Here is an 18510-nt window from a genome sequence, read left to right as displayed (position 1 = left end):
GCGAAGCTGCCCAAGAGACCGGAGGAACCCATGCCGAGCACCACACGCCGGGCCGCACTGGCCCTGGCGCCGCTTGCCCTTGCGACGCCCGCCCTGGCCCAGTCCCGCCCCGTGACGATCGTCGTCCCCTTCGCGCCCGGCGGCTCGACCGACACCGTGTCCCGCCTGATGGCGGAGCGCATGTCCGCCGTGCTCGGCCAGAACGTGGTCGTGGAGAACCGGCCGGGCGGCAACACCATCGTCGGCGCCGAGGCGGTGGCCCGCGCCGCGCCCGACGGCAGCACCACGTTGATGGCGGCCGGCACAACGCTCACCATTAACCCGGCGATCCACCGCAACCTGTCCTACAAGGTGGAGGATTTCGCGCCGGTGATGCTCGTCTCCACCTTTCCCTTCGCGGTGATCGCGCGCCATGACGGGCCGGCCGACATCGCCGCCCTGGCCGCCGCGGCGCGGGAGCGGCCGGGCCGCATCACCTATGGCACCAACGGGCCCACCACCCTGACCAACGTCGCCATGCTCCTGGTGCTGGAGCGCATGGGCGTGACGATGCAGGACGTCACCTATCGCGGCGATTCCCAGTCGCTCGCCGCCTTCCTCGCCAAAGACATCGACCTGCTGGTGGTCGCGGGCTCCACCGCCCTGCCGGTGTTCCGCAACAACCAGGGTCGCATCCTCGGCTGGACCAGCGCGGAGCGCGTGCCCTCCACCCCCGACGTGCCCACCTTCGCCGAGAGCTATCCGGGCCTCGTCGCGGAATCCTGGTTCGGGCTGCTGGCCCCGGCCCGCACGCCGCCCGCCACGGTGGAGCGGCTGAACGCCGCCGCCAACGAGGCGCTGCGCGAGCCGCGCGTCCGAGAGCGCCTGACCAACGAGGCGCAGTTCCTGAAGGGCGGCACCCCGGCCGAGTTCGGCGCCTTCCTTGCCAGCGAGGCGCAGCGCTGGCGTCCCGTCCTGTCAAGGCTGGAAGTTCCGCAGAACTGAACCTTGCGCTCACCCCCGTGCGAGGCGACATAACCGCCGCCTTTCGCCTCGCACGGAGTGAATCCTATGTCCCGCCTTTCCCGGCGCGCCCTTCCCGCTGTTGCAGTTTCCGGCCTCGCCCTCCCGGCCCTGGCCCAGCCCCGCTACCCCGACCGCACCATCACGGTGATCGTTCCCTTCGCGGCGGGCGGGCCGACCGACACCGTGGCGCGGCTGGTGGCCGAGGGCATGGGCCGCAGCCTGGGCGGCACGGTGGTGGTGGAGAATGTGGGCGGGGCTGGCGGCACGCTGGGCGCGCAGCGCACGGCGCAGGCCCGCCCGGATGGCTACACGGTCCTCGTGCATCACATCGGCATGGCGACCATCCCGACCCTGTATCGCCGCCTCGCCTATGACCCGGTGAATGGCTTCGAGCCCGTCGGCCTCATCACCGAGGTGCCGATGACCCTGGTGGCGAAGCGCAACATCGAGGCGAACAACCTCCAGGAGCTGATTGCCCTGGTGCGCCGCCAGCGCGACCGGATCAACCTGGCCAATGCCGGCGTCGGCGCCGCCTCCCACCTGTGCGGCCTCCTGTTCCAGTCGGCGCTGCAGGTGCCGCTGACCACGGTGCCCTATCGCGGCACCGCCCCGGCCATGAACGACCTCGTCGCCGGCACGGTGGACCTGATGTGCGACCAGACCACCAACACGACGGAGCAGATCCGCGCCGGGACGATCCGCGCCTTTGCCCTCACCACGGAGAACCGCGTCAGCGCCCTGCCGGACGTGCCGACGGCGCGCGAGGCCGGGCTGCCGAATTTCGAGGTCAGCGTGTGGCACGGGCTCTACGCGCCGCGGAACACCCCGCGCGAGATCGTGAGCCGCCTGTCCACCGCCCTGCAGGCCGCGCTGAGCGACCAGAACCTGATCCGCCGCTTCAACGACCTGGGCACGGAGCCGGTGGCCCAGGACAAGGCGACGTCCGAGGCGCACCGCGCCTTCTGGCAGGCGGACATCGCCCGCTGGCGGCCGATCATCCAGGCCGCCGGCCAGTACGCGGACTGAACCGGGCCACGGGGGAGGGGGCCCGGTGCACCCTCCGCCTCTCAGCCCTTCAGGCGCCGGCTCACCGCCCGCAGCGGCGCTGTGACGCGCCAGCTGGTTGAGGCCGACATTTCCGCCAGTTGCTTCTGCGCATCGGCGAGCGCGGCTTCCAGCGCGGCGAGGCGGTCCTTCAGGACCGCCAGGTCCCTCTCGCGCGCTTCCATCGTCCGGCGCAGCGAGTCCGTCTCCTCCGCGCGCCGGCTCAAGGTCTGGCCAAGCGAGCGGATCTCCGCGTCGCGATCGCTCAGTGTGGCGGTTAGAGCCGTAGCGCGGTCCCGCAGGGCCTTTACTTCCGCCCCGCACGCCTCGATCTGCGCCTCTCGCTCGCCCAACGTCGCACTCAGCCGCGCCGCTTCCTCCCCCCTGCGCCCGGCCTCGTGCCGCACCTCGTCCAGCAGGCGTTGGTCCTCAGTCTTGGGCTCCGGGTTCAGCAGCCCTTCGACGCCGAGGCGGCGGACGTTCATGGCGTCCGGGAAGGCTTCCAGCATGAAGCGGCGGGGCGGCGTCACCGGGGCTTTTTGCAGTACGGCCACGAAGTCGTTCCATCCCACTAAGTCGGCGCGGCGCCGCAGTGTGCCGCTCTCTACCAGCGTTAGCGGAAAGCCCTCTTTGCGTGCCCATTCCGCGAGCGCCAGCCCAGCATCGGGATAGAAGCGCCAAATGTCGCGTGGATAGGCGTGGTAGGGGCCGTTGGACGGGACGTCCAGATAGATCAGCCCGCCCGGCCGGATGACGCGGGCGATGCGGCAAATTGTTTCCCAGAACACGCTGTCGTGCTCGAAGCAGGAGATGCTGACGCAGGCGTCGAAGCTATCTGAAGGGAAAGGAAGGTCCTCGCCGGCTGGAACCACGATGTCGACGCCCCGGCCCGGACCGAGATCCGCGCCCACGTAATCCGTGCCCAGCGGAGCTACGTCGCGCAGGCTGCCATTGACGTCGAGCGATCCGATCTCGAGGACGCGCTTGCCGCCTTCGGGCATGTAAGCGTCGAAGAAGGCCTTTCCGGCGGCGATGGCGGTGTCATGCATCGTGATGCCCTCCCTTCTGCTGGGGGATTAGGGTCAAAGCATTAGGCGAGGAGCCGTTAGATCAGCGGCTCGGCAGGGTAGGCGGGAAGCAGGATGCCGGCACCGCGTCGGAGAAGAAGGTGAAGACCGTGAAGCCGTGAGTGCGATGGAGGGTGCGGGAAGTCAAGCCGCAGCCCCTGTTGCGGAAATCCCACACTCCACCCCTTGCCGCGCCACGCCCGGCTCAATATCTCCCCTGTCGTCCACACCCCATCCGCGAGGGGCGGGACGCGGTGCCTCGCAAGGGCCGCTTCCCAGGCCGCCGCATAGGAGACACACGGATGAGCAAAGTCATCGGCATCGACCTCGGCACCACCAATTCCTGCGTCGCCATCATGGAAGGCGGCGAGGTGAAGGTGCTGGAGAACGCGGAAGGCGCGCGCACCACGCCCTCCATGGTCGCCTTCGCCAAGAATGGCGAGCGTCTGGTGGGCCAGAGCGCCAAGCGCCAGGCCGTCACCAACCCGACCAATACCCTCTACGCCGTCAAGCGCCTGATCGGCCGCAAGTACGACGACGCGATGGTGCAGAAGGAGAAGGGCCTCGCCCCCTTCGCCATCACCAAGGCCGACAACGGCGACGCCTGGGTCGAGGTCGAGGGCAAGAAGTACGCGCCGCAGCAGATCAGCGCGAACGTGCTCACCAAGATGAAGGAGACGGCCGAGGCCTATCTCGGCGAGAAGGTGACGCAGGCCGTCATCACCGTCCCCGCCTACTTCAACGACGCCCAGCGCCAGGCGACCAAGGAGGCCGGCGCCATCGCGGGCCTCGAGGTGCTGCGCATCATCAACGAGCCGACGGCGGCGGCGCTCGCCTACGGCATGGACAAGAAGGCCACCGGCACCATCGCGGTCTATGATCTCGGCGGCGGCACCTTCGACGTGTCCATCCTCGAGATCGGCGACGGCGTCTTCGAGGTGAAGTCCACCAACGGCGACACCTTCCTGGGCGGCGAGGATTTCGACCAGCGCGTGATCGACTACCTGGCCGACGAGTTCAAGCGCGAGAACGGCATCGACCTGCGCGGCGACAAGCTGGCGCTGCAGCGCCTGAAGGAAGCCGGCGAGAAGGCCAAGATCGAGCTGTCGTCGAGCAAGCAGACCGAGATCAACCTGCCCTTCATCACGGCCGACGCCTCCGGGCCGAAGCACCTCGTCATGCAGCTCACCCGCGCCAAGCTGGAAGCGCTGGTGGACGACCTGGTGCAGCGCACGCTGGAGCCCTGCCGCCAGGCGTTGAAGGATGCGGGCCTCGCGGCCGGCGAGATCGACGAGGTCATCCTGGTCGGCGGCATGACCCGCATGCCCAAGGTGGTCGAGACGGTGAAGGGCTTCTTCGGCAAGGAGCCGGCCCGCAACGTCAACCCCGACGAGGTCGTGGCCATCGGCGCGGCGATCCAGGGCGGCGTGCTGAAGGGCGACGTCAAGGACGTGCTGCTGCTGGACGTGACGCCGCTCTCGCTCGGCATCGAGACGCTGGGCGGCGTGTTCACGCGCCTGATCGACCGCAACACCACCATCCCGACCAAGAAATCCCAGACCTTCTCCACGGCGGACGACAACCAGACCGCCGTGACCATCAAGGTCTTCCAGGGCGAGCGGGAGATGGCGTCGGACAACAAGCTGCTCGGCAATTTCGACCTGACCGGCATCCCGGGCGCCCCGCGCGGCGTGCCGCAGATCGAGGTGACCTTCGACATCGACGCGAACGGCATCGTGTCCGTCTCGGCGAAGGACAAGGCCACGGGCAAGGAGCAGCAGATCCGCATCCAGGCCAAGTCCGGCCTGAGCGACGCCGACATCGAGAAGATGGTGCGCGAGGCCGAGGCGAATGCCGAGGCGGACAAGAAGCGCCGCGAGGCGGTCGAGGCCCGGAACGGCCTGGACGCGCTGGTCCACTCCACGGAGAAGACCATCCGCGACAACGAGGGCAAGGTGCCCGGCCCCGAGAAGGAGGCGGCCGAGGCCGCGATCCGCGAAGCGCGCACCGCCATGGAGGGCGGCGATGCCGAGGCGATCAACGCCGCGGCCGAGAAGCTCTCCCAGGCCGCGATGAAGATGGGCGAGGCCATGTACAAGGCCGAGCAGGCTTCGCCGCAGCCCGAGGCCGGCGCGCAGTCCCAGGCGGGCGGTGCCCCGGGCGGCGACAAGGTGGTGGACGCCGACTTCGAGGAGGTGGACCCCAAGAAGCAGAACAAGTCGTGAGGGCGCGCGAGCGCAACGCGACCGAGGCGCCCGGGTCAGCAATGACCCGGGCGTTGCTTCTTCCAGGGTTTCGTGGGACGGCCCTGCGCCGCCCGATCAAAGGCTGAACCATGGCCAAGCGCGACTATTACGAGGTCCTGGGCGTCGCGCGCGACGCCTCCGAAGACGACCTCAAGAAGGCCTACCGCAAGCTCGCCATGAAGTGGCACCCCGACCGCAACCAGGGGAATGCCGAGGCGGAAGGTAAGTTCAAGGAACTGAACGAGGCGTACGACACGCTGAAGGATGCCGAGAAGCGCGCCGCCTATGATCGCTTTGGCCACGCTGCCTTCGAGGCTGGCGGTGGCGGGCCGGGCGGCTTCGGCGGCGGGGCCGGTCCCTTCGGCGCGGGCGGCTTCGAGGACATCTTCGAGGAGATGTTCGGCCGCTTCGGCGGCGGCCGGGGCGGCGGGGCGCGCGCCAATGCCGGCCGCGGCGCCGACCTCGGGCAGGAAGTGCAGATCACGCTGGAGGAAGCCTTCGCGGGCGTGAAGAAGACGGTCCGCGTCCCGTCCAGCGTGGCCTGCGAGGCCTGCTCGGGCTCGGGCGCGGAGGGCGGCTCCGCCAACGTCCAGACCTGCGGCACCTGCCGCGGCGCCGGCAAGGTCCGCGCGCAGCAGGGCTTCTTCCTAATCGAGCGCACCTGCCCCACCTGCTCGGGCACCGGGCGCACCATCAAGAACCCGTGCAAGATCTGCCACGGCGCCGGGCGCGTGCAGCGCGACCGCACCCTCAACGTCTCCATCCCTGCGGGGGTGGAGGACGGCACGCGCATCCGCCTGTCCGGCGAGGGCGAGGCGGGGCTGCGCGGCGCGCCGGCCGGCGACCTCTACGTGGACGTGGGCATCGCGCCGCACCCGATCTTCCAGCGGGAGGGGCCCAACATCATGGTGCGCGTGCCCATCCGCATGGCGCAGGCCGCGCTGGGCGCCTCGGTCGAGGTGCCCTCCATCGAGGGCGGGCGCTCGGCCGTGAAGATCCCGCCGGGCACGCAGACGGGCGACAGCTTCCGCCTGCGCGGCAAGGGCTTCTCCGTGCTGCGCTCCGCCGCGCGCGGCGACATGTACGTGCAGGTCGCGGTGGAAACGCCGCAGAACCTCACGACGCGCCAGCGCGAGCTGCTCGAGGAGTTCGAGGCGGAATCGGCCAAGGAGGACAAGTCCTCGCCCGAAAGCGAGGGCTTCTTCGCCAAGGTGCGGGACTTCTGGAAGAGCTGATCCCGTCTTAGGACGGGATCGCGCCGCCACCCCAGAACACGTCCGCATCCGCGTAGGAGCGCCGGTCCATCGGGTCATGGACCGGCGCGCTTTCCAGCCGGTTCCGCGTGAGGTTGGGCACCACGTAGCCTTCCAGCCGCGTGTCGTAGGTCATGGCATGCCAGGGCAGGGCGTATTGCCGCGTCCCGATACCCAGGAAGCCGCCGAACTCGATCACCGCATAGGCGACCTGGCCCGAGCGCTTGCGGATCATCACGTCCACGACGCGGCCGATCTCCTCGCCATCCGGCCCGTAGACCAGCGTGCCGGCCACCTTGGCCGCCGCGATCATCGGGCCTTCCGTGCCCTCGGTCATGTCCTCGGTGGTGGGTTTCGCTTCCATGGGCGGGAAACGGCCTGCGCTTGGCAGGGGTTGCGCCGCGGTGCATGACGCAGGGACAGCGCAGGGGAGGGTCGGATGAGGATCGGCATCGCGGGGATCGGCGGGCGAATGGGCCTCCTCCTCCAGGAGGAGGTCGCGGCGGCCGGCGCGGCGCTCGCCGCCGGCACGCGGCGCGGCGACGACCCGCGCGCCCTGTTCGCCGGCAGCGATGCGGTGATCGACTTCACCCATGCCGCCAGCGCCGCCGGCCACGCGGCCCTGGCGGCGGAGACGGGCGTGCCGCTGATCCTCGGCTCCTCCGGCCTCGACCCCGAGCAGGAAGTGGCGGTGGCCGAGGCGTCGAAGCGCGTCGCCATCGTCTACGCGGCGAACTTCGCGACGGGCGTGAACCTCGTCCTCGCCATCGCCGAGAAGCTGGGCGCCGCGCTGCCCGCCGCGCAATACGACGCCGAGATCGTGGAGATGCACCACCGCCAGAAGGTGGACGCGCCCAGCGGCACGGCGGTCGCGATGGGACGCGCCGTGGCGAAGGGGCGCGGCACCACGCTGGAGGAGGCGGGGCGCGAGTCCGGCCGCGACGGCCATACCGGCCCGCGCGGCACCGGCACGATCGGCTTCGCTGCGCTGCGCGGCGGGCAGGTGGTGGGCGAGCACACGCTGCTCTTTGCTGCTGCCTCGGAGCAGATCAGCCTCACCCACCGCTCCTTCGACCGGCGCGCCTATGCGACGGGGGCGGTGCGCGCCGCCCTGTGGGCGCAGGGACGGCCGCCCGGGCTCTACGGCATGAAGGACGTGCTCGGCCTCGCGTGAGCTTCGCGGCGCGGCACCCAAGCTGCTGGCACGTCGTGGAGGCAGAGGGCCTGCCGCGCGTGGCACGCGAGGGGCTGCTGCCCGCGGCCGAGATCATGCGCCGCGCCGGCCGGGTGTCGCACGCGAACCGCGACGGCTTCGTGGCGCTGGAGGGCGCGGTGCTGCGCTTCCAGCAGATGCGCGACGACCGCCTGTCCCGCGTCCTCCGCGGGCGTTTCGCGGGCGACCCGGCCGCCTGGCGCGCGCATGTGGACTCGCACGTGTTCTTCTGGCTCTCGGAACGGCGGCGCGACGGATTCCGCGCCGCCGCGATCCGCGAGCGCCGCAAGGCCGAGCCGGGCGCGCCCGAGCTTGAAATCCTGGAGTTCGACACCGCGGCCTTGCTGGAAGGGGTGGGCGATGCCGCCTTCTTCTCGCGCGTGAACAGCGGCTCCATGGTGATGGGCGCGGGCCGCGTCCTCCGGGACGAGGCGCTCTACCAGCCCGTCTCCGCCTGGACGGGCGGGGAAGCGGCCGAACTCGCAATCCGTGGCGCCGTCCCGCCCACCCTCTTGCGCGCGGCGCTGCGGGGCGGTTCGCTGCCGCCATGAGGATCATCCCGCCCGAATCCCGCCACCGCGACGACTGGGAGCGGCTCTATGCCGGCTACGCCGCCTTCTACAAGGTGGAGCAGACGCCGGAGATGCGCGCCACCGTCTGGAACTGGATCCACGACCCGGCGCACGAGGTGAAGGCCGTGGTGGCGGAGGACGAGACGGGGCGCGCGATCGGCCTCGCGCATTACCGCCCCTTCGCGCGGCCGCTGCGCGCCCTGTATGGCGGCTTCCTGGACGACCTCTTCGTGGATCCCACGCATCGCGGCGGCCGCGTCGCCGATGCGCTGATCGAGCACCTGGCGGCGATCGGGCGGGAGAAGGGCTGGAACGTCATCCGCTGGATCACGGCGGACGACAACTATCGCGGCCGCGGCGTCTATGACCGCGTGGCGACGCGCACGGGGTGGATCACCTACGACAAGGCGCTGTGACCCTTGCCGGGCGCATTTTCCGAGCCGCGGAGCGACGCCGCTCCGCTTGAAAATGCTAGCTCCCCGCCAGCATCTCCTGCCGGAACTCGTCGAGCAGCTTGAGCGTGCCGTCGCGGCGCAGGAGGTGCCAGAAGGTCCAGCCATTGCAGGACGGCGCCTCCTGCACCGCCGCGCCGACGGCGTGGATGGAGCCGCGCGCCGTGCCGCACTGGATGCGCCCGTCGGGCAGTACCGTGGCGGTCCAGCGCCGGTGCCGGTCGCACAGCGCCTCGCCGGCCGCGACCAGGCCACGCTCCACCAGCGTGCCGAAGGGGATGCGCGGCTGCTCGCGCTTGCTGGGGGTGGGGGCGAGCATGTCGTCGGCCAGCGGCTCCACCGCGGCGACGCGCGCCATCGCGGCCTCGGCGTAGGACGGGTCGCGCTCGATGCCGACGAAGCGTCGGCCCAGGCGCCGGGCGACGGCGGCGGTGGTGCCGCTGCCCAGGAACGGGTCCAGCACCACGTCGCCGCGCTGCGTGCAGGACAGGATGACCCGGTGCAGCAACGCCTCCGGCTTCTGGGTCGGGTGCAGCTTGTTGCCCGACGCGTCGCGCAGCCGCTCGTTGCCGGTGCAGAGCGGGATGTGCCAGTCGGAGCGCATCTGCACGTCGTCGTTCAGCGCCTTCATGGCGGTGTAGTTGAAGCGGTACTTCGCCTCCTGCCCGCGCGCCGCCCAGATCAGCGTCTCATGCGCGTTGGTGAAGCGACGGCCGCGGAAATTCGGCATCGGGTTGGCCTTGCGCCAGACCACGTCGTTCAGGATCCAGAAGTTCAGGTCCTGCAGCGCCGTGCCGAGGCGGAAGACGTTGTGGTAGGAGCCGATCACCCAGATCGTGCCGTCCTTGCGCAGGACGCGCCGGCATTCCGCCAGCCATTCGCGGGTGAAGGCGTCATAGGCGGCGAAGTCGTCGAACCGGTCCCAGTCATCGTCCACCGCGTCCACCTTGGAGTGGTCCGGGCGCAGCAATTCTCCGCGAAGCTGGAGGTTGTAGGGCGGGTCCGCGAAGACGGCATGGACCGAGGCGGGCGGCAAGGCCCGCAGGGTCTCGATGCAGTCGCCCACCAGCACCTTGTCCAGCGGCAAATCGAGCCCTGCCCCCAAGCCCCGTCCCCTCAACGAATCGAGGCCGACAATGACGGCGCGGCCCGAGCCGCGTCAACCGGGCCGAACCCCTTCCGGTGATGCGCGCAGGGGCCGAGCGCCATGAGCGCCGCGCGGTGCGGCGCGGTCGGATAGCCCTGGTGCCGCGCGAAGCCGTAGCCGGGGTGGCGCCGGTCCAGCCGCGCCATGGCCGCGTCGCGCGTCACCTTGGCGAGGATGGAGGCGGCGGCGATGGAGAGCGAGCGCCCATCCCCCTTCACCACGCAGCGCACCGGGCAGGAAAGGGGCGGAGGCTGGTTGCCGTCCACCAGTACGAGGTCGGGCACCATCCCCAGCCGCCGCACCGCCCGCGCCATGGCGAGGTGGGTGGCGCGCAGGATGTTCACCGCCCCGATCTCCTTGGACGAGGCGGCGCCCACCGCCCAGCGCAGCCCGGCGCAGACGCGGATCGCCGCGAAGGCGCGTTCGCGCGCCGGGGCGGACAGCTTCTTGGAATCGTCCAGAAGCGCGGCCAATTCCGGCGGGCAGGGTTCGAGGAACAGCACGGCGGCGGCCACCACCGGCCCGGCCAGGGGGCCGCGCCCGGCCTCGTCCACCCCGGCCACCAGCCCGCCCGCCTCCGCTTCCAGGGAAAAATCCGGCATGAACCGGAATTACAGGAGAACGCCCTGCCGCTCCATCGCGCGGCCGTTGAAGGCGCCGCAATCCAGCGGCGCGTGGCTTTCGCGCGGCAGCAGGCCGAGCCGGGAGGCCGCCACGTGGAAGCGCTGCCGAAGCAGGTCGGCATAGGGGCCGGTGCCGGTCTGGCGCTGGCCCCAGCGCGAATCGTACAGCGCGCCGCCGCGCGTCTGCCGCACCAGAGCCAGCACGCGCGATGCGCGGTCGGGGTAATGCTCGGCGAGCCATTCCTCGAAGATCTGCCGCAGCTCGTGCGGCAGGCGCAACAGCACGTAGCCGGCGCTGCGGGCCCCGGCGTCGCGCGCGGCTTCCAGGATGCGCTCCAGCTCCGCATCGTTCAGCCCGGGGATCATCGGCGCGGCGAGCACGGCGGTCGGCACCCCGGCCGCGGACAGGGCGCGCAGGGCCTGGAGGCGCCGCACCGGGCTGGCCGCGCGCGGCTCCATGGCGCGCGCGAGGCGCGCATCCAGCGTGGTGACCGAAAGATACACCCGCACGAGGTTGCGCTTCGCCAGCCGCGACAGGATGTCGAGGTCGCGCAGCACCCCGGCCGACTTGGTGACGATGCCGACCGGATGGCCGAAGCGCTCCAGCACCTCCAGCACCTCGCGCGCGAGCGCCATCTTGCGTTCCGCCGGCTGGTAGGGGTCGGTGTTGGCGCCCAGCGTGACGGTGCGCGGCACGTAGCCGGGCCGCGACAGTTCCTTCTCCAGGAGGCGCGGCATGTCGGGCTTGAACAGCAGCCTGCTCTCGAAATCGAGGCCCGGCGACAGGCCGAGATAGGCGTGGGAGGGGCGAGCGAAGCAGTAGACGCAGCCATGCTCGCAGCCGCGATACGGGTTGAGCGAGCGGTCGAAGCCGAGGTCGGGGCTGTCGTTGAAGGTCATGGCCGTGCGCGATGCCTCGCGCGTCAGCGTGGTCCGCAGCGCCGGCATGTCCTCCGTCAGGCTGCCCCAGCCATCGTCGAAGGCTTCGCGACCCTTCGCCTCGAAGCGGTTGTCCGGGTTGGACAGGGCGCCGCGCCCCTTGGCCGCCGCTTTCGCCGCCCGGGAAAACCCGCCACCATCGGGCATGCGTTGTTCTCCGAAGAATCCATGCGGAGCATGAGGGTCCGACCCGGGACGGTCAAGAACAAAAGATGAACATCAGCGCCGTCATCCCTTGCTTGAATGCCGCTTCCGTCACGCCCCCCAAGGAGGTCGAGGAGGTGGTGCTGGCCTTGCCGCATGGCGCCGCGCCGCATCCGCGCTGGCGCAGCGTCCATGCGCCGCGCGGGCGCGGTCTACAGCTTCGGACGGGGGCCGAGGCGGCGCGCGGCGACTGGCTGCTGTTCCTGCATGCCGACACGCGGCTCGCGCCCAACTGGCGCCGCGCCGCGGAAGCCGCGCTGCGGGATGAGGAGGCGGCCGGCTACTTCCGCTTCGCCCTGGACGACGACGCACCTGCCGCGCGGCGACTGGCGCGCGCGGTGGCATGGCGCTGCCGCGTCCTGGCCCTGCCCTATGGCGACCAGGGGCTGCTCATCCCGCGCGCGCTCTACGACGCCGTGGGCGGGTTCCGCCCGCTGCCCTTGATGGAGGATGTGGATCTCGTCCGGCGCCTGGGCCGCGCCCGGCTGCGCGCCCTGGATGCGGAGGCCGTCACCAGCGCCGCGCGCTGGCGGCGCGACGGCTACCTGCGTCGCTCCTCGCGCAACCTGGTGGTGCTGGGGCTGTGGTTTGCGGGGGTGGGCGAGGAACGCCTGCGCCGCTTCTATGAAAGGGGAGGGGGCGCGGGCGCCCCCTCCGTACCGCCTCAGTAGCGGTAGGCCTCGGCCTTGAACGGGCCCTGCGGCGAAACGCCGATGTAGCTCGCCTGGTCGGGACGCAGCTTGGTCAGGCTCGCGCCCACCTTCTCGAGGTGCAGGCTCGCCACCTTCTCGTCCAGGTGCTTGGGCAGCACGTAGACCTTCTTGTCGTACTGCGACGTGCGCGTCCAAAGCTCGATCTGCGCCAGCGTTTGGTTGGTGAAGGAGGCGGACATCACGAAGGAGGGGTGCCCCGTCGCGTTGCCCAGGTTCACCAGACGGCCCTCGGAAAGCAGGATGATGCGCTTGCCGTCGGGGAACTCGATCTCGTCCACCTGTGGCTTCACGTTGTCCCACTTGTAGTTGCGCAGCGCCGCGACCTGAATCTCGCTGTCGAAGTGGCCGATGTTGCAGACGATGGCGCGGTGCTTCATCGCGCGCATGTGGTCGGCCGTGATCACGTCCACGTTGCCCGTCGCCGTCACGAAGATGTCGGCGCGCGGCGCGGCCTGCTCCATGGTGATGACCTCGTAGCCCTCCATCGCGGCCTGGAGCGCGCAGATCGGGTCCACCTCGCTCACCATGACGCGGCAGCCGGCATTGCGGAGGCTGGCGGCGCTGCCCTTGCCCACGTCGCCGAAGCCGCAGACCATGGCGATCTTGCCGGCCATCATGACGTCGGTGCCGCGGCGGATCGCGTCCACCAGCGACTCGCGGCAGCCATACAGGTTGTCGAACTTCGACTTGGTGACGCTGTCATTCACGTTGATGGCGGGGAAGAGCAGCTTGCCCTCCTTGGCCATCGAGTACAGGCGGTGCACACCCGTCGTCGTCTCCTCGGAGACGCCCTTGATGTTCTTCGCCAGCTCCGCGAACCAGCCCTTCTTCTCGGACAGGGTGCGCTTGATGAGGGCGAAGAACACCGTCTCCTCCTCGTTGGTCGCCTTGTCGAGGAAGGCGGTGTCGCCGTTCTCGGCGCGCAGCCCGTAATGGACGAACAGCGTCATGTCGCCGCCATCGTCCAGCAGCATGTTCGGCGTGCCGCCGTCACCCCACTCGAGCGTCTTGCGGACGTACTCCCAGTACTCCTCCAGCGTCTCTCCCTTCTTGGCGAAGACGGGAATGCCCGCGGCGGCGATGGCGGCGGCCGCGTGGTCCTGGGTGGAGAAGATGTTGCACGACGACCAGCGCACCTCGGCGCCGAGCGCCACCAGCGTCTCGATCAGCACGGCGGTCTGGATGGTCATGTGCAGGCAGCCGGCGACGCGCGCGCCCTTTAGCGGCTGCTGCTTGCCGTACTCGGCGCGGGTCGCCATCAGGCCGGGCATCTCGTCCTCGGCCATGTTGATCTCCTTGCGGCCCCAATCGGCCAGGGAGAGGTCCTTCACGACGTAATCGGCAGCCACCGGCATGGGCGTTCATCCTTCAGCGATGCGGGATCGCGGCGGCTTTACCAGCCCTGGCCGGGTCTGCCTAGAGGCATAAACATGTCTTTATGTCCCGGCCTTCCGACCCCCGGCGCGATTGACGCCCCGCATCCGGCGGGGCTACTCCTCCCGGGCCCTCGCGATTTGTCCGGCCAGCTTGCGGCGAGGTCCTGGAAGTCAGGTCGCCCCTCCTCCGCATGGGAAGGCGGAAAACAAGCGCGCTAAACGGCCCGCCGTCCCACGGTGCCGGACGCCTTTGTTCCGCATGAGGTGACGAACCCATGACCCGTCCCAGCTACCGCCCCGCCACTCTGCTCGTGCGCGGCGGCCTCGACCGCACCAACCATGCCGAGACGGCCGAGGCGCTCTTCCTCACCTCCGGCTTCGTCTATGACGACGCGGCCCAGGCCGAGGCCACCTTCAAGGGCGAGATCTCCCACTACCAGTACAGCCGCTTCGGCAACCCGACCGTCTCCATGCTGGAGGCCCGCCTTGCCACGCTGGAGGGCGCCGAGGCCTGCCGCGTCACCGCGACGGGCATGGCCGCCGTCCATGCCGCGATGCTGTCCCACCTCAAGACCGGCGACCGCGTCGTGGCCTCGCGCGCCCTGTTCGGCTCCTGCCACTGGATCGTCTCCACCCTCCTGCCGCGCTACGGCATCGAGAGCGTCTTCGTGGACGGCGCCGATCTCGCGCAATGGCAGGAGGCGCTGTCGCGCCCGGCGGCGATGGTGCTGCTGGAAAGCCCCTCCAACCCCATGCTGGAGATGGTGGACATTGCCGCCGTGTCGAAGCTGGCGCACGAGGCCGGCGCGCTGGTGGTGGTGGACAACGTCTTCGCCACGCCGCTGCTGCAGAAGCCCTTCGAACTCGGTGCCGACGTGGTGGTGTATTCCTGCACCAAGCACATGGACGGGCAGGGCCGCGTACTGGGCGGCGCCGTGCTCGGCCGCCGGAAATGGGTGGACGAGGTGCTGCAGCCCTTTATCCGCAACACCGGTCCCTCCCTCAGCCCTTTCAACGCCTGGGTCATCCTCAAGGGGCTCGAGACGCTGAAGCTGCGCGTGGACCAGATGTGCCGCAACGCAGCTGCGATCGCCGACTTGCTGGCGGAGCGCGTCGAGGTGTCGCGCGTCCTCTATCCCTTCCGCCCCGACCATCCGCAGCAGGCCTTGGCCATGCGGCAGATGACGGGCGGCGGCACCCTCGTCACCTTCGACGTGAAGGGCGGCAAGGAAGCCTGCTTCCGCTTCCTGGACGCGCTGCGTCTCGTGGACGTCTCCAACAACCTGGGCGATTCCAAGTCACTGGTGACGCATCCCGCCACCACCACCCACATGCGCATCGGCGAGGAAGAGCGCGCGCGCCTCGGCATCGCGGAGGGCACGGTGCGGCTTTCCGTGGGGCTGGAGGACGTGGCCGACCTGATCGAGGACCTTGCCCAGGCCCTGGATGCCGCCGCGCCGTCGCAGGAGGCTCGCGCGGCGGAGTAGCCCCGCGTTATACAGGGGGCATGAGCCTCGAAACCTGGCTGGCCTTCCTGGCCGCAACGGCGATCATGCTGGCCATTCCAGGCCCGACCATCCTCCTGGTGATCGGGCAGTCACTGGGCGCCGGGCGTCGGCACGCGCTGCCGCTCGTCGCCCTGGCGCTCAAGCGGTGAGCGGCGCCTACACCGCGACGACGCGCGGCATCCGCGTCTCCGTGCAGGCGATCCACCTGGAGGACCAGTCGAAGCCGGAAGCCGGTCGCTGGGTCTGGGCCTACCGGGTGGAGATCGCAAACCTTTCCACCGTCACGGTCCAGTTGCTCAAGCGCACCTGGCTGATCACCGACGCCGGGGGGCGCACGCAGCGCGTCCATGGCGAAGGTGTGGTGGGGGAGCAGCCGGTGCTGGAGCCGGGCGAGGCCTTCACCTACACCTCCGGCACGCCGCTCTCCACGCCCTCGGGCATCATGCGCGGCCTGTACCACATGGTCGCGACCGCAACGGGCGAACCCTTCGACGTGGTGGTCCCGCCCTTCTCGCTCGACAGCCCGGACGCGCCGCAGCAGGTGAATTGATGCCCGGCCCTCGGCGCGCCATCCTTCAGGCGAAACGAACCGGGAGAAACGAGTCGTGACGATTTTCCGCAGGGCCGCGCTGGCGCTTCCCCTGGCCATCCCCGCCCTGGCCCGCGCCCAGTCGGGCTGGCGGCCCAGCCAGGGGATGCGGATCGTCGTCCCGGCCGCCCCGGGCGGCACGACGGACATCATGGCCCGCCTCCTCGCCGCGCATCTCGGGCAGCGCTGGGGCGGGACGGTGGTGGCGGAGAACCGCTCGGGCGGTGGCGGCACCATCGGCACGCTGGAGGTGGTGCGCGCCCCGGCGGACGGCCACACGCTGCTTTCCGGCAATATCGGTCCGCAGGCCATCGGCTATTCGCTGTTCCGCAACCTCCAGTACCGGCCCGAGAGCCTCGTGCCGGTGGGCAACATGATCCGCGGGCCGAACGTGCTGGTGGTGCATCCCTCCGTGCCCGCGCGCACCGTGCCCGAGTTCGTGGCGCATCTGCGCGCCAATCCCGGCAAGCTCTCGTATGGATCGCCAGGGGTCGGCCAGTCGCCGCACCTTTCGGGGGTGTGGTTCCACCAGTTGACCGGCACGGAGGGCACCCACGTCCCGTTCCGCGGCGCTGGCCCGGCGGCGGTGGAACTGGTGGCGGGCAACATCCAGTACATGTTCGACAACCTCACCACCGGCATCCAGCAGGTTCGCGCGGGCCGGGTGCGCGCCCTCGGCGTGACGAGCGCCGAGCGCAACCCGCAGCTTCCCGACGTGCCCGCGATCCGCGAAACCATGCCGGAACTCGCGCCCTACGAGGTGAACACCTGGTTCGGCATGTTTGCCCCGGCAAACACCCCGGCCCCCCCGATCCAGGCGATCAATGCCGAGATCAACGCCCTGCTCGCCATGCCCGAGACCCAGGCGCGCTTCGCCCAGATGGGCGGCGTGCCCATGCCCGGCACCCCAGACGATTTCGGCGCCTTCGTGCGCGCCGAGACGGAGAAATGGGCCGCGGTGATCCGCCGCGAGGGCTTACAGATGGACGCCACTTGAGCCGTCCCGTGCCGCGCCGGCCGCAACGTCCCTTCCGGCGCGGCCGGTGCCGTGCTGCCATGCGCCCATGCTGATTCCTCTCTGGGTCGCGGCCACCGGCACGGCGGCGCTGTTCCAGACCTGGCGGACCGCCCTGCAGCAGCGGCTGCGCGGCCAGCTTTCCCTGAACGCGGCGGCAGTGGTGCGCTACCTCTACGGCGTGCCGGTGGGGCTGGTGATCCTCGCCCTCTACTGGCTGGCGACGGACGGCACACTCGGCACGCCGGGCGTGACCTACCTGCTGCTCGTCGCCCTCGCGGGGCTGCTGCAGATCTTCGGCACCAACCTCCTCATCTCCTCCTTCGGGCCGCGCGGCTTCGCGGTGGGGACGGCCTATTCCAAGACCGAGGCCATCCAGGCCAGCCTGATCGCCGTCATCCTGCTGGGCGAGGCGCTGAGCCCGCTGGCCTGGAAGGGCATCATCATCAGCGCGGCCGGAGTAATGTATCTATCCCTCGCGGGGCGCGGCCTCACGGCGGGGGAGGTGCTGCGCGCCACGGTGCAGCCCGCCGCGCTGCGCGGCATGGGGGCGGGGTTCTGCTTCGCCATGACGGCGATCTGCGCCCGCGCCGCCTATCCGGGGCTTCCAGCCTCCGATCCCATCCTGAAGGCGCTGTTCACCGTGGTGCTGATGAATGCGATGCAGACGCTGATGCAGGGCGGCTGGCTTTTCGTGAAGGAACGGCAGGCGGTGTTCAGCGTGTTCCGCACCTGGCGCTCCTCCGCCCAGGTGGGGGCGCTTTCGGCCTGCGGCTCGGCCTGCTGGTTCATCGGCTTCGCCCTGGCCCCCGTCGCGCTGGTGCGCGCGGTGGGGCAGGTCGAGATCCTGTTCACCCTGGCCTTCAGCCGCTTCTTCCTGGGCGAGCGGATGAAGGGGAGCGACGTGCTGGGTGCGTTGCTGGTGGTGTCGGGCGTGGTGCTGGTGCTGCTCGGCAGCCTTTGAGGCCTTTCTAGCGCTGGCGGCGCGGCGCCGGGTGGCGCAGCGCCAGGAAGGCGGGGATCCAACCCAGCGCGAGCAGGAAGGCGGCGAGCAGGGCGAAGGCGGGGTCGGTTCCGAAGATCATGATGTGTGTTCCTTTTCGCTCAGCGGCCGTTTTCCTGGCGGCGGATCTCCGCCCCCGTGTGCGCATCCATCAGCAGCTTGATGCGGCGGCCGTTCCGGTCGGTCGCCTCCACCTCGATCCGTCCGTCCTCCTCCTCCATCTCCCAGATCTGCAGCCCCTGGTTCTCGATGCGCCGCGCGACCTCGGCGAAGCCGAGCGGGGCGGTGGGGGCAGGAGCCTCCATCGGTACGACGCGCAGCGGATCTGTGGCGGCGAAGCTGTCATCCACCCGCTGGGCGAGGGCGAGTGCGGCGAAGCCCGCGGCGGCGACGAGGGCAATGGAAAGGTTCTGCCGGGTGAGCATCGGGTGAGGATCCTTCGCGATCGGCCAGGAGCGGCGTTGGCACCCTCATACCGGGGGGGCGCTGACACCCGCCCGACGGCCCGTGTCAGCGTCCTGTCAGCGGAAGGGGCGTAGGG

General features: G+C 70.3%; 20 protein-coding genes. 13 read left to right on the top strand and 7 right to left on the bottom strand.

Annotated features, from left to right (window positions below):
* Window positions 1-30: 30 nt before the first annotated feature.
* A complete protein-coding gene (locus OF850_RS15505) occupies window positions 31-984 on the top strand; it encodes a Bug family tripartite tricarboxylate transporter substrate binding protein (protein ID WP_301591188.1) in 954 nt (317 codons plus the stop codon).
* Between the two features lie 66 nt (window positions 985-1050).
* Window positions 1051-2031: a tripartite tricarboxylate transporter substrate-binding protein gene (locus OF850_RS15500; protein ID WP_301591187.1), complete on the top strand. Its 981-nt coding sequence runs from the start codon at window positions 1051-1053 to the stop codon at window positions 2029-2031.
* Between the two features lie 41 nt (window positions 2032-2072).
* Here OF850_RS15500 and OF850_RS15495 read toward each other — a convergent pair whose 3' ends face one another.
* Window positions 2073-3098: a class I SAM-dependent methyltransferase gene (locus OF850_RS15495; protein WP_301591186.1), complete on the bottom strand. Its 1026-nt coding sequence runs from the start codon at window positions 3096-3098 to the stop codon at window positions 2073-2075.
* A 320-nt stretch (window positions 3099-3418) separates the two neighbouring features.
* On the opposite strand from OF850_RS15495, the gene dnaK reads away from it, so the two are divergent.
* Entirely contained in the window at window positions 3419-5341 is a 1923-nt protein-coding gene (gene dnaK / locus OF850_RS15490; RefSeq protein ID WP_301591185.1) for a molecular chaperone DnaK, read from the top strand.
* A gap of 110 nt (window positions 5342-5451) precedes the next feature.
* Entirely contained in the window at window positions 5452-6597 is a 1146-nt protein-coding gene (gene dnaJ / locus OF850_RS15485) for a molecular chaperone DnaJ (protein ID WP_301591184.1), read from the top strand.
* 7 nt (window positions 6598-6604) lie between these two features.
* On the opposite strand, the gene OF850_RS15480 is transcribed toward dnaJ, so the two are convergent.
* The gene (locus OF850_RS15480) at window positions 6605-6979 is read right to left on the bottom strand and encodes a PRC-barrel domain-containing protein (protein ID WP_301591183.1); all 375 of its coding nucleotides are present in this window, start codon (window positions 6977-6979) and stop codon (window positions 6605-6607) included.
* Between the two features lie 75 nt (window positions 6980-7054).
* On the opposite strand from OF850_RS15480, the gene dapB reads away from it, so the two are divergent.
* The 3 genes from dapB to OF850_RS15465 are packed head-to-tail and all read left to right on the top strand — an operon-like array spanning window position 7055 to window position 8816.
* The gene (gene dapB, locus OF850_RS15475; protein ID WP_301591182.1) at window positions 7055-7789 is read left to right on the top strand and encodes a 4-hydroxy-tetrahydrodipicolinate reductase; all 735 of its coding nucleotides are present in this window, start codon (window positions 7055-7057) and stop codon (window positions 7787-7789) included.
* Window positions 7786-8379 carry a DUF7002 family protein gene (locus OF850_RS15470; RefSeq protein WP_301591181.1) on the top strand — a complete coding sequence of 198 codons (594 nt, stop codon included), beginning with the start codon at window positions 7786-7788 and terminating at the stop codon, window positions 8377-8379. The genes dapB and OF850_RS15470 overlap by 4 nt, the downstream gene beginning before the upstream one ends.
* Window positions 8376-8816, top strand: a complete 441-nt coding sequence (locus OF850_RS15465; protein ID WP_301591180.1) for a GNAT family N-acetyltransferase — start codon at window positions 8376-8378, stop codon at window positions 8814-8816. Before OF850_RS15470 ends, OF850_RS15465 begins: the two co-directional genes overlap by 4 nt.
* A gap of 55 nt (window positions 8817-8871) precedes the next feature.
* Here OF850_RS15465 and OF850_RS15460 read toward each other — a convergent pair whose 3' ends face one another.
* The 3 genes from OF850_RS15460 to OF850_RS15450 are packed head-to-tail and all read right to left on the bottom strand — an operon-like array spanning window position 8872 to window position 11708.
* A complete protein-coding gene (locus OF850_RS15460) occupies window positions 8872-9957 on the bottom strand; it encodes a site-specific DNA-methyltransferase (protein WP_301591179.1) in 1086 nt (361 codons plus the stop codon).
* Window positions 9958-9968: 11 nt separating this feature from the next.
* Window positions 9969-10601, bottom strand: a complete 633-nt coding sequence (locus tag OF850_RS15455) for a ribonuclease HII (protein ID WP_301591178.1) — start codon at window positions 10599-10601, stop codon at window positions 9969-9971.
* 9 nt (window positions 10602-10610) lie between these two features.
* Window positions 10611-11708: a PA0069 family radical SAM protein gene (locus tag OF850_RS15450; RefSeq protein WP_301591177.1), complete on the bottom strand. Its 1098-nt coding sequence runs from the start codon at window positions 11706-11708 to the stop codon at window positions 10611-10613.
* A 65-nt stretch (window positions 11709-11773) separates the two neighbouring features.
* Between OF850_RS15450 and OF850_RS15445 the strand changes: the two genes are divergently transcribed.
* Window positions 11774-12436, top strand: coding sequence for a glycosyltransferase (locus OF850_RS15445; RefSeq protein WP_301591176.1), 663 nt, complete (start codon window positions 11774-11776; stop codon window positions 12434-12436).
* Here OF850_RS15445 and ahcY read toward each other — a convergent pair.
* On the bottom strand, window positions 12430-13833 hold the full coding sequence (gene ahcY / locus OF850_RS15440) for an adenosylhomocysteinase (RefSeq protein ID WP_301591175.1): 1404 nt from the start codon (window positions 13831-13833) through the stop codon (window positions 12430-12432). The two genes, OF850_RS15445 and ahcY, sit on opposite strands and share 7 nt — an antisense overlap.
* Window positions 13834-14129: 296 nt before the next feature.
* On the opposite strand from ahcY, the gene metZ reads away from it, so the two are divergent.
* The 5 genes from metZ to OF850_RS15415 all read left to right on the top strand — a co-directional run bounded on the left by metZ (window position 14130) and on the right by OF850_RS15415 (window position 17930).
* Window positions 14130-15341, top strand: a complete 1212-nt coding sequence (metZ, locus tag OF850_RS15435) for an O-succinylhomoserine sulfhydrylase (protein ID WP_301591174.1) — start codon at window positions 14130-14132, stop codon at window positions 15339-15341.
* A gap of 20 nt (window positions 15342-15361) precedes the next feature.
* The gene (locus tag OF850_RS15430; RefSeq protein WP_301591173.1) at window positions 15362-15511 is read left to right on the top strand and encodes a hypothetical protein; all 150 of its coding nucleotides are present in this window, start codon (window positions 15362-15364) and stop codon (window positions 15509-15511) included.
* A complete protein-coding gene (gene apaG / locus OF850_RS15425; RefSeq protein ID WP_301591172.1) occupies window positions 15508-15912 on the top strand; it encodes a Co2+/Mg2+ efflux protein ApaG in 405 nt (134 codons plus the stop codon). The genes OF850_RS15430 and apaG overlap by 4 nt, the downstream gene beginning before the upstream one ends.
* A 55-nt stretch (window positions 15913-15967) precedes the next feature.
* The gene (locus OF850_RS15420; RefSeq protein WP_301591171.1) at window positions 15968-16948 is read left to right on the top strand and encodes a Bug family tripartite tricarboxylate transporter substrate binding protein; all 981 of its coding nucleotides are present in this window, start codon (window positions 15968-15970) and stop codon (window positions 16946-16948) included.
* A gap of 67 nt (window positions 16949-17015) precedes the next feature.
* A complete protein-coding gene (locus OF850_RS15415) occupies window positions 17016-17930 on the top strand; it encodes an EamA family transporter (protein ID WP_301591170.1) in 915 nt (304 codons plus the stop codon).
* A 140-nt stretch (window positions 17931-18070) separates the two neighbouring features.
* On the opposite strand, the gene OF850_RS15410 is transcribed toward OF850_RS15415, so the two are convergent.
* Window positions 18071-18394, bottom strand: coding sequence for a PepSY domain-containing protein (locus OF850_RS15410; protein WP_301591169.1), 324 nt, complete (start codon window positions 18392-18394; stop codon window positions 18071-18073).
* Between the last annotated feature and the right edge of the window lie 116 nt (window positions 18395-18510).

It is taken from the genome of Sabulicella glaciei (assembly GCF_026183895.1).
Lineage (GTDB): Bacteria > Pseudomonadota > Alphaproteobacteria > Acetobacterales > Acetobacteraceae > Roseococcus > Roseococcus glaciei.
Note: the sequence above shows the minus strand (reverse complement) of the source record. Positions and strands in the feature narration are given on the sequence as shown.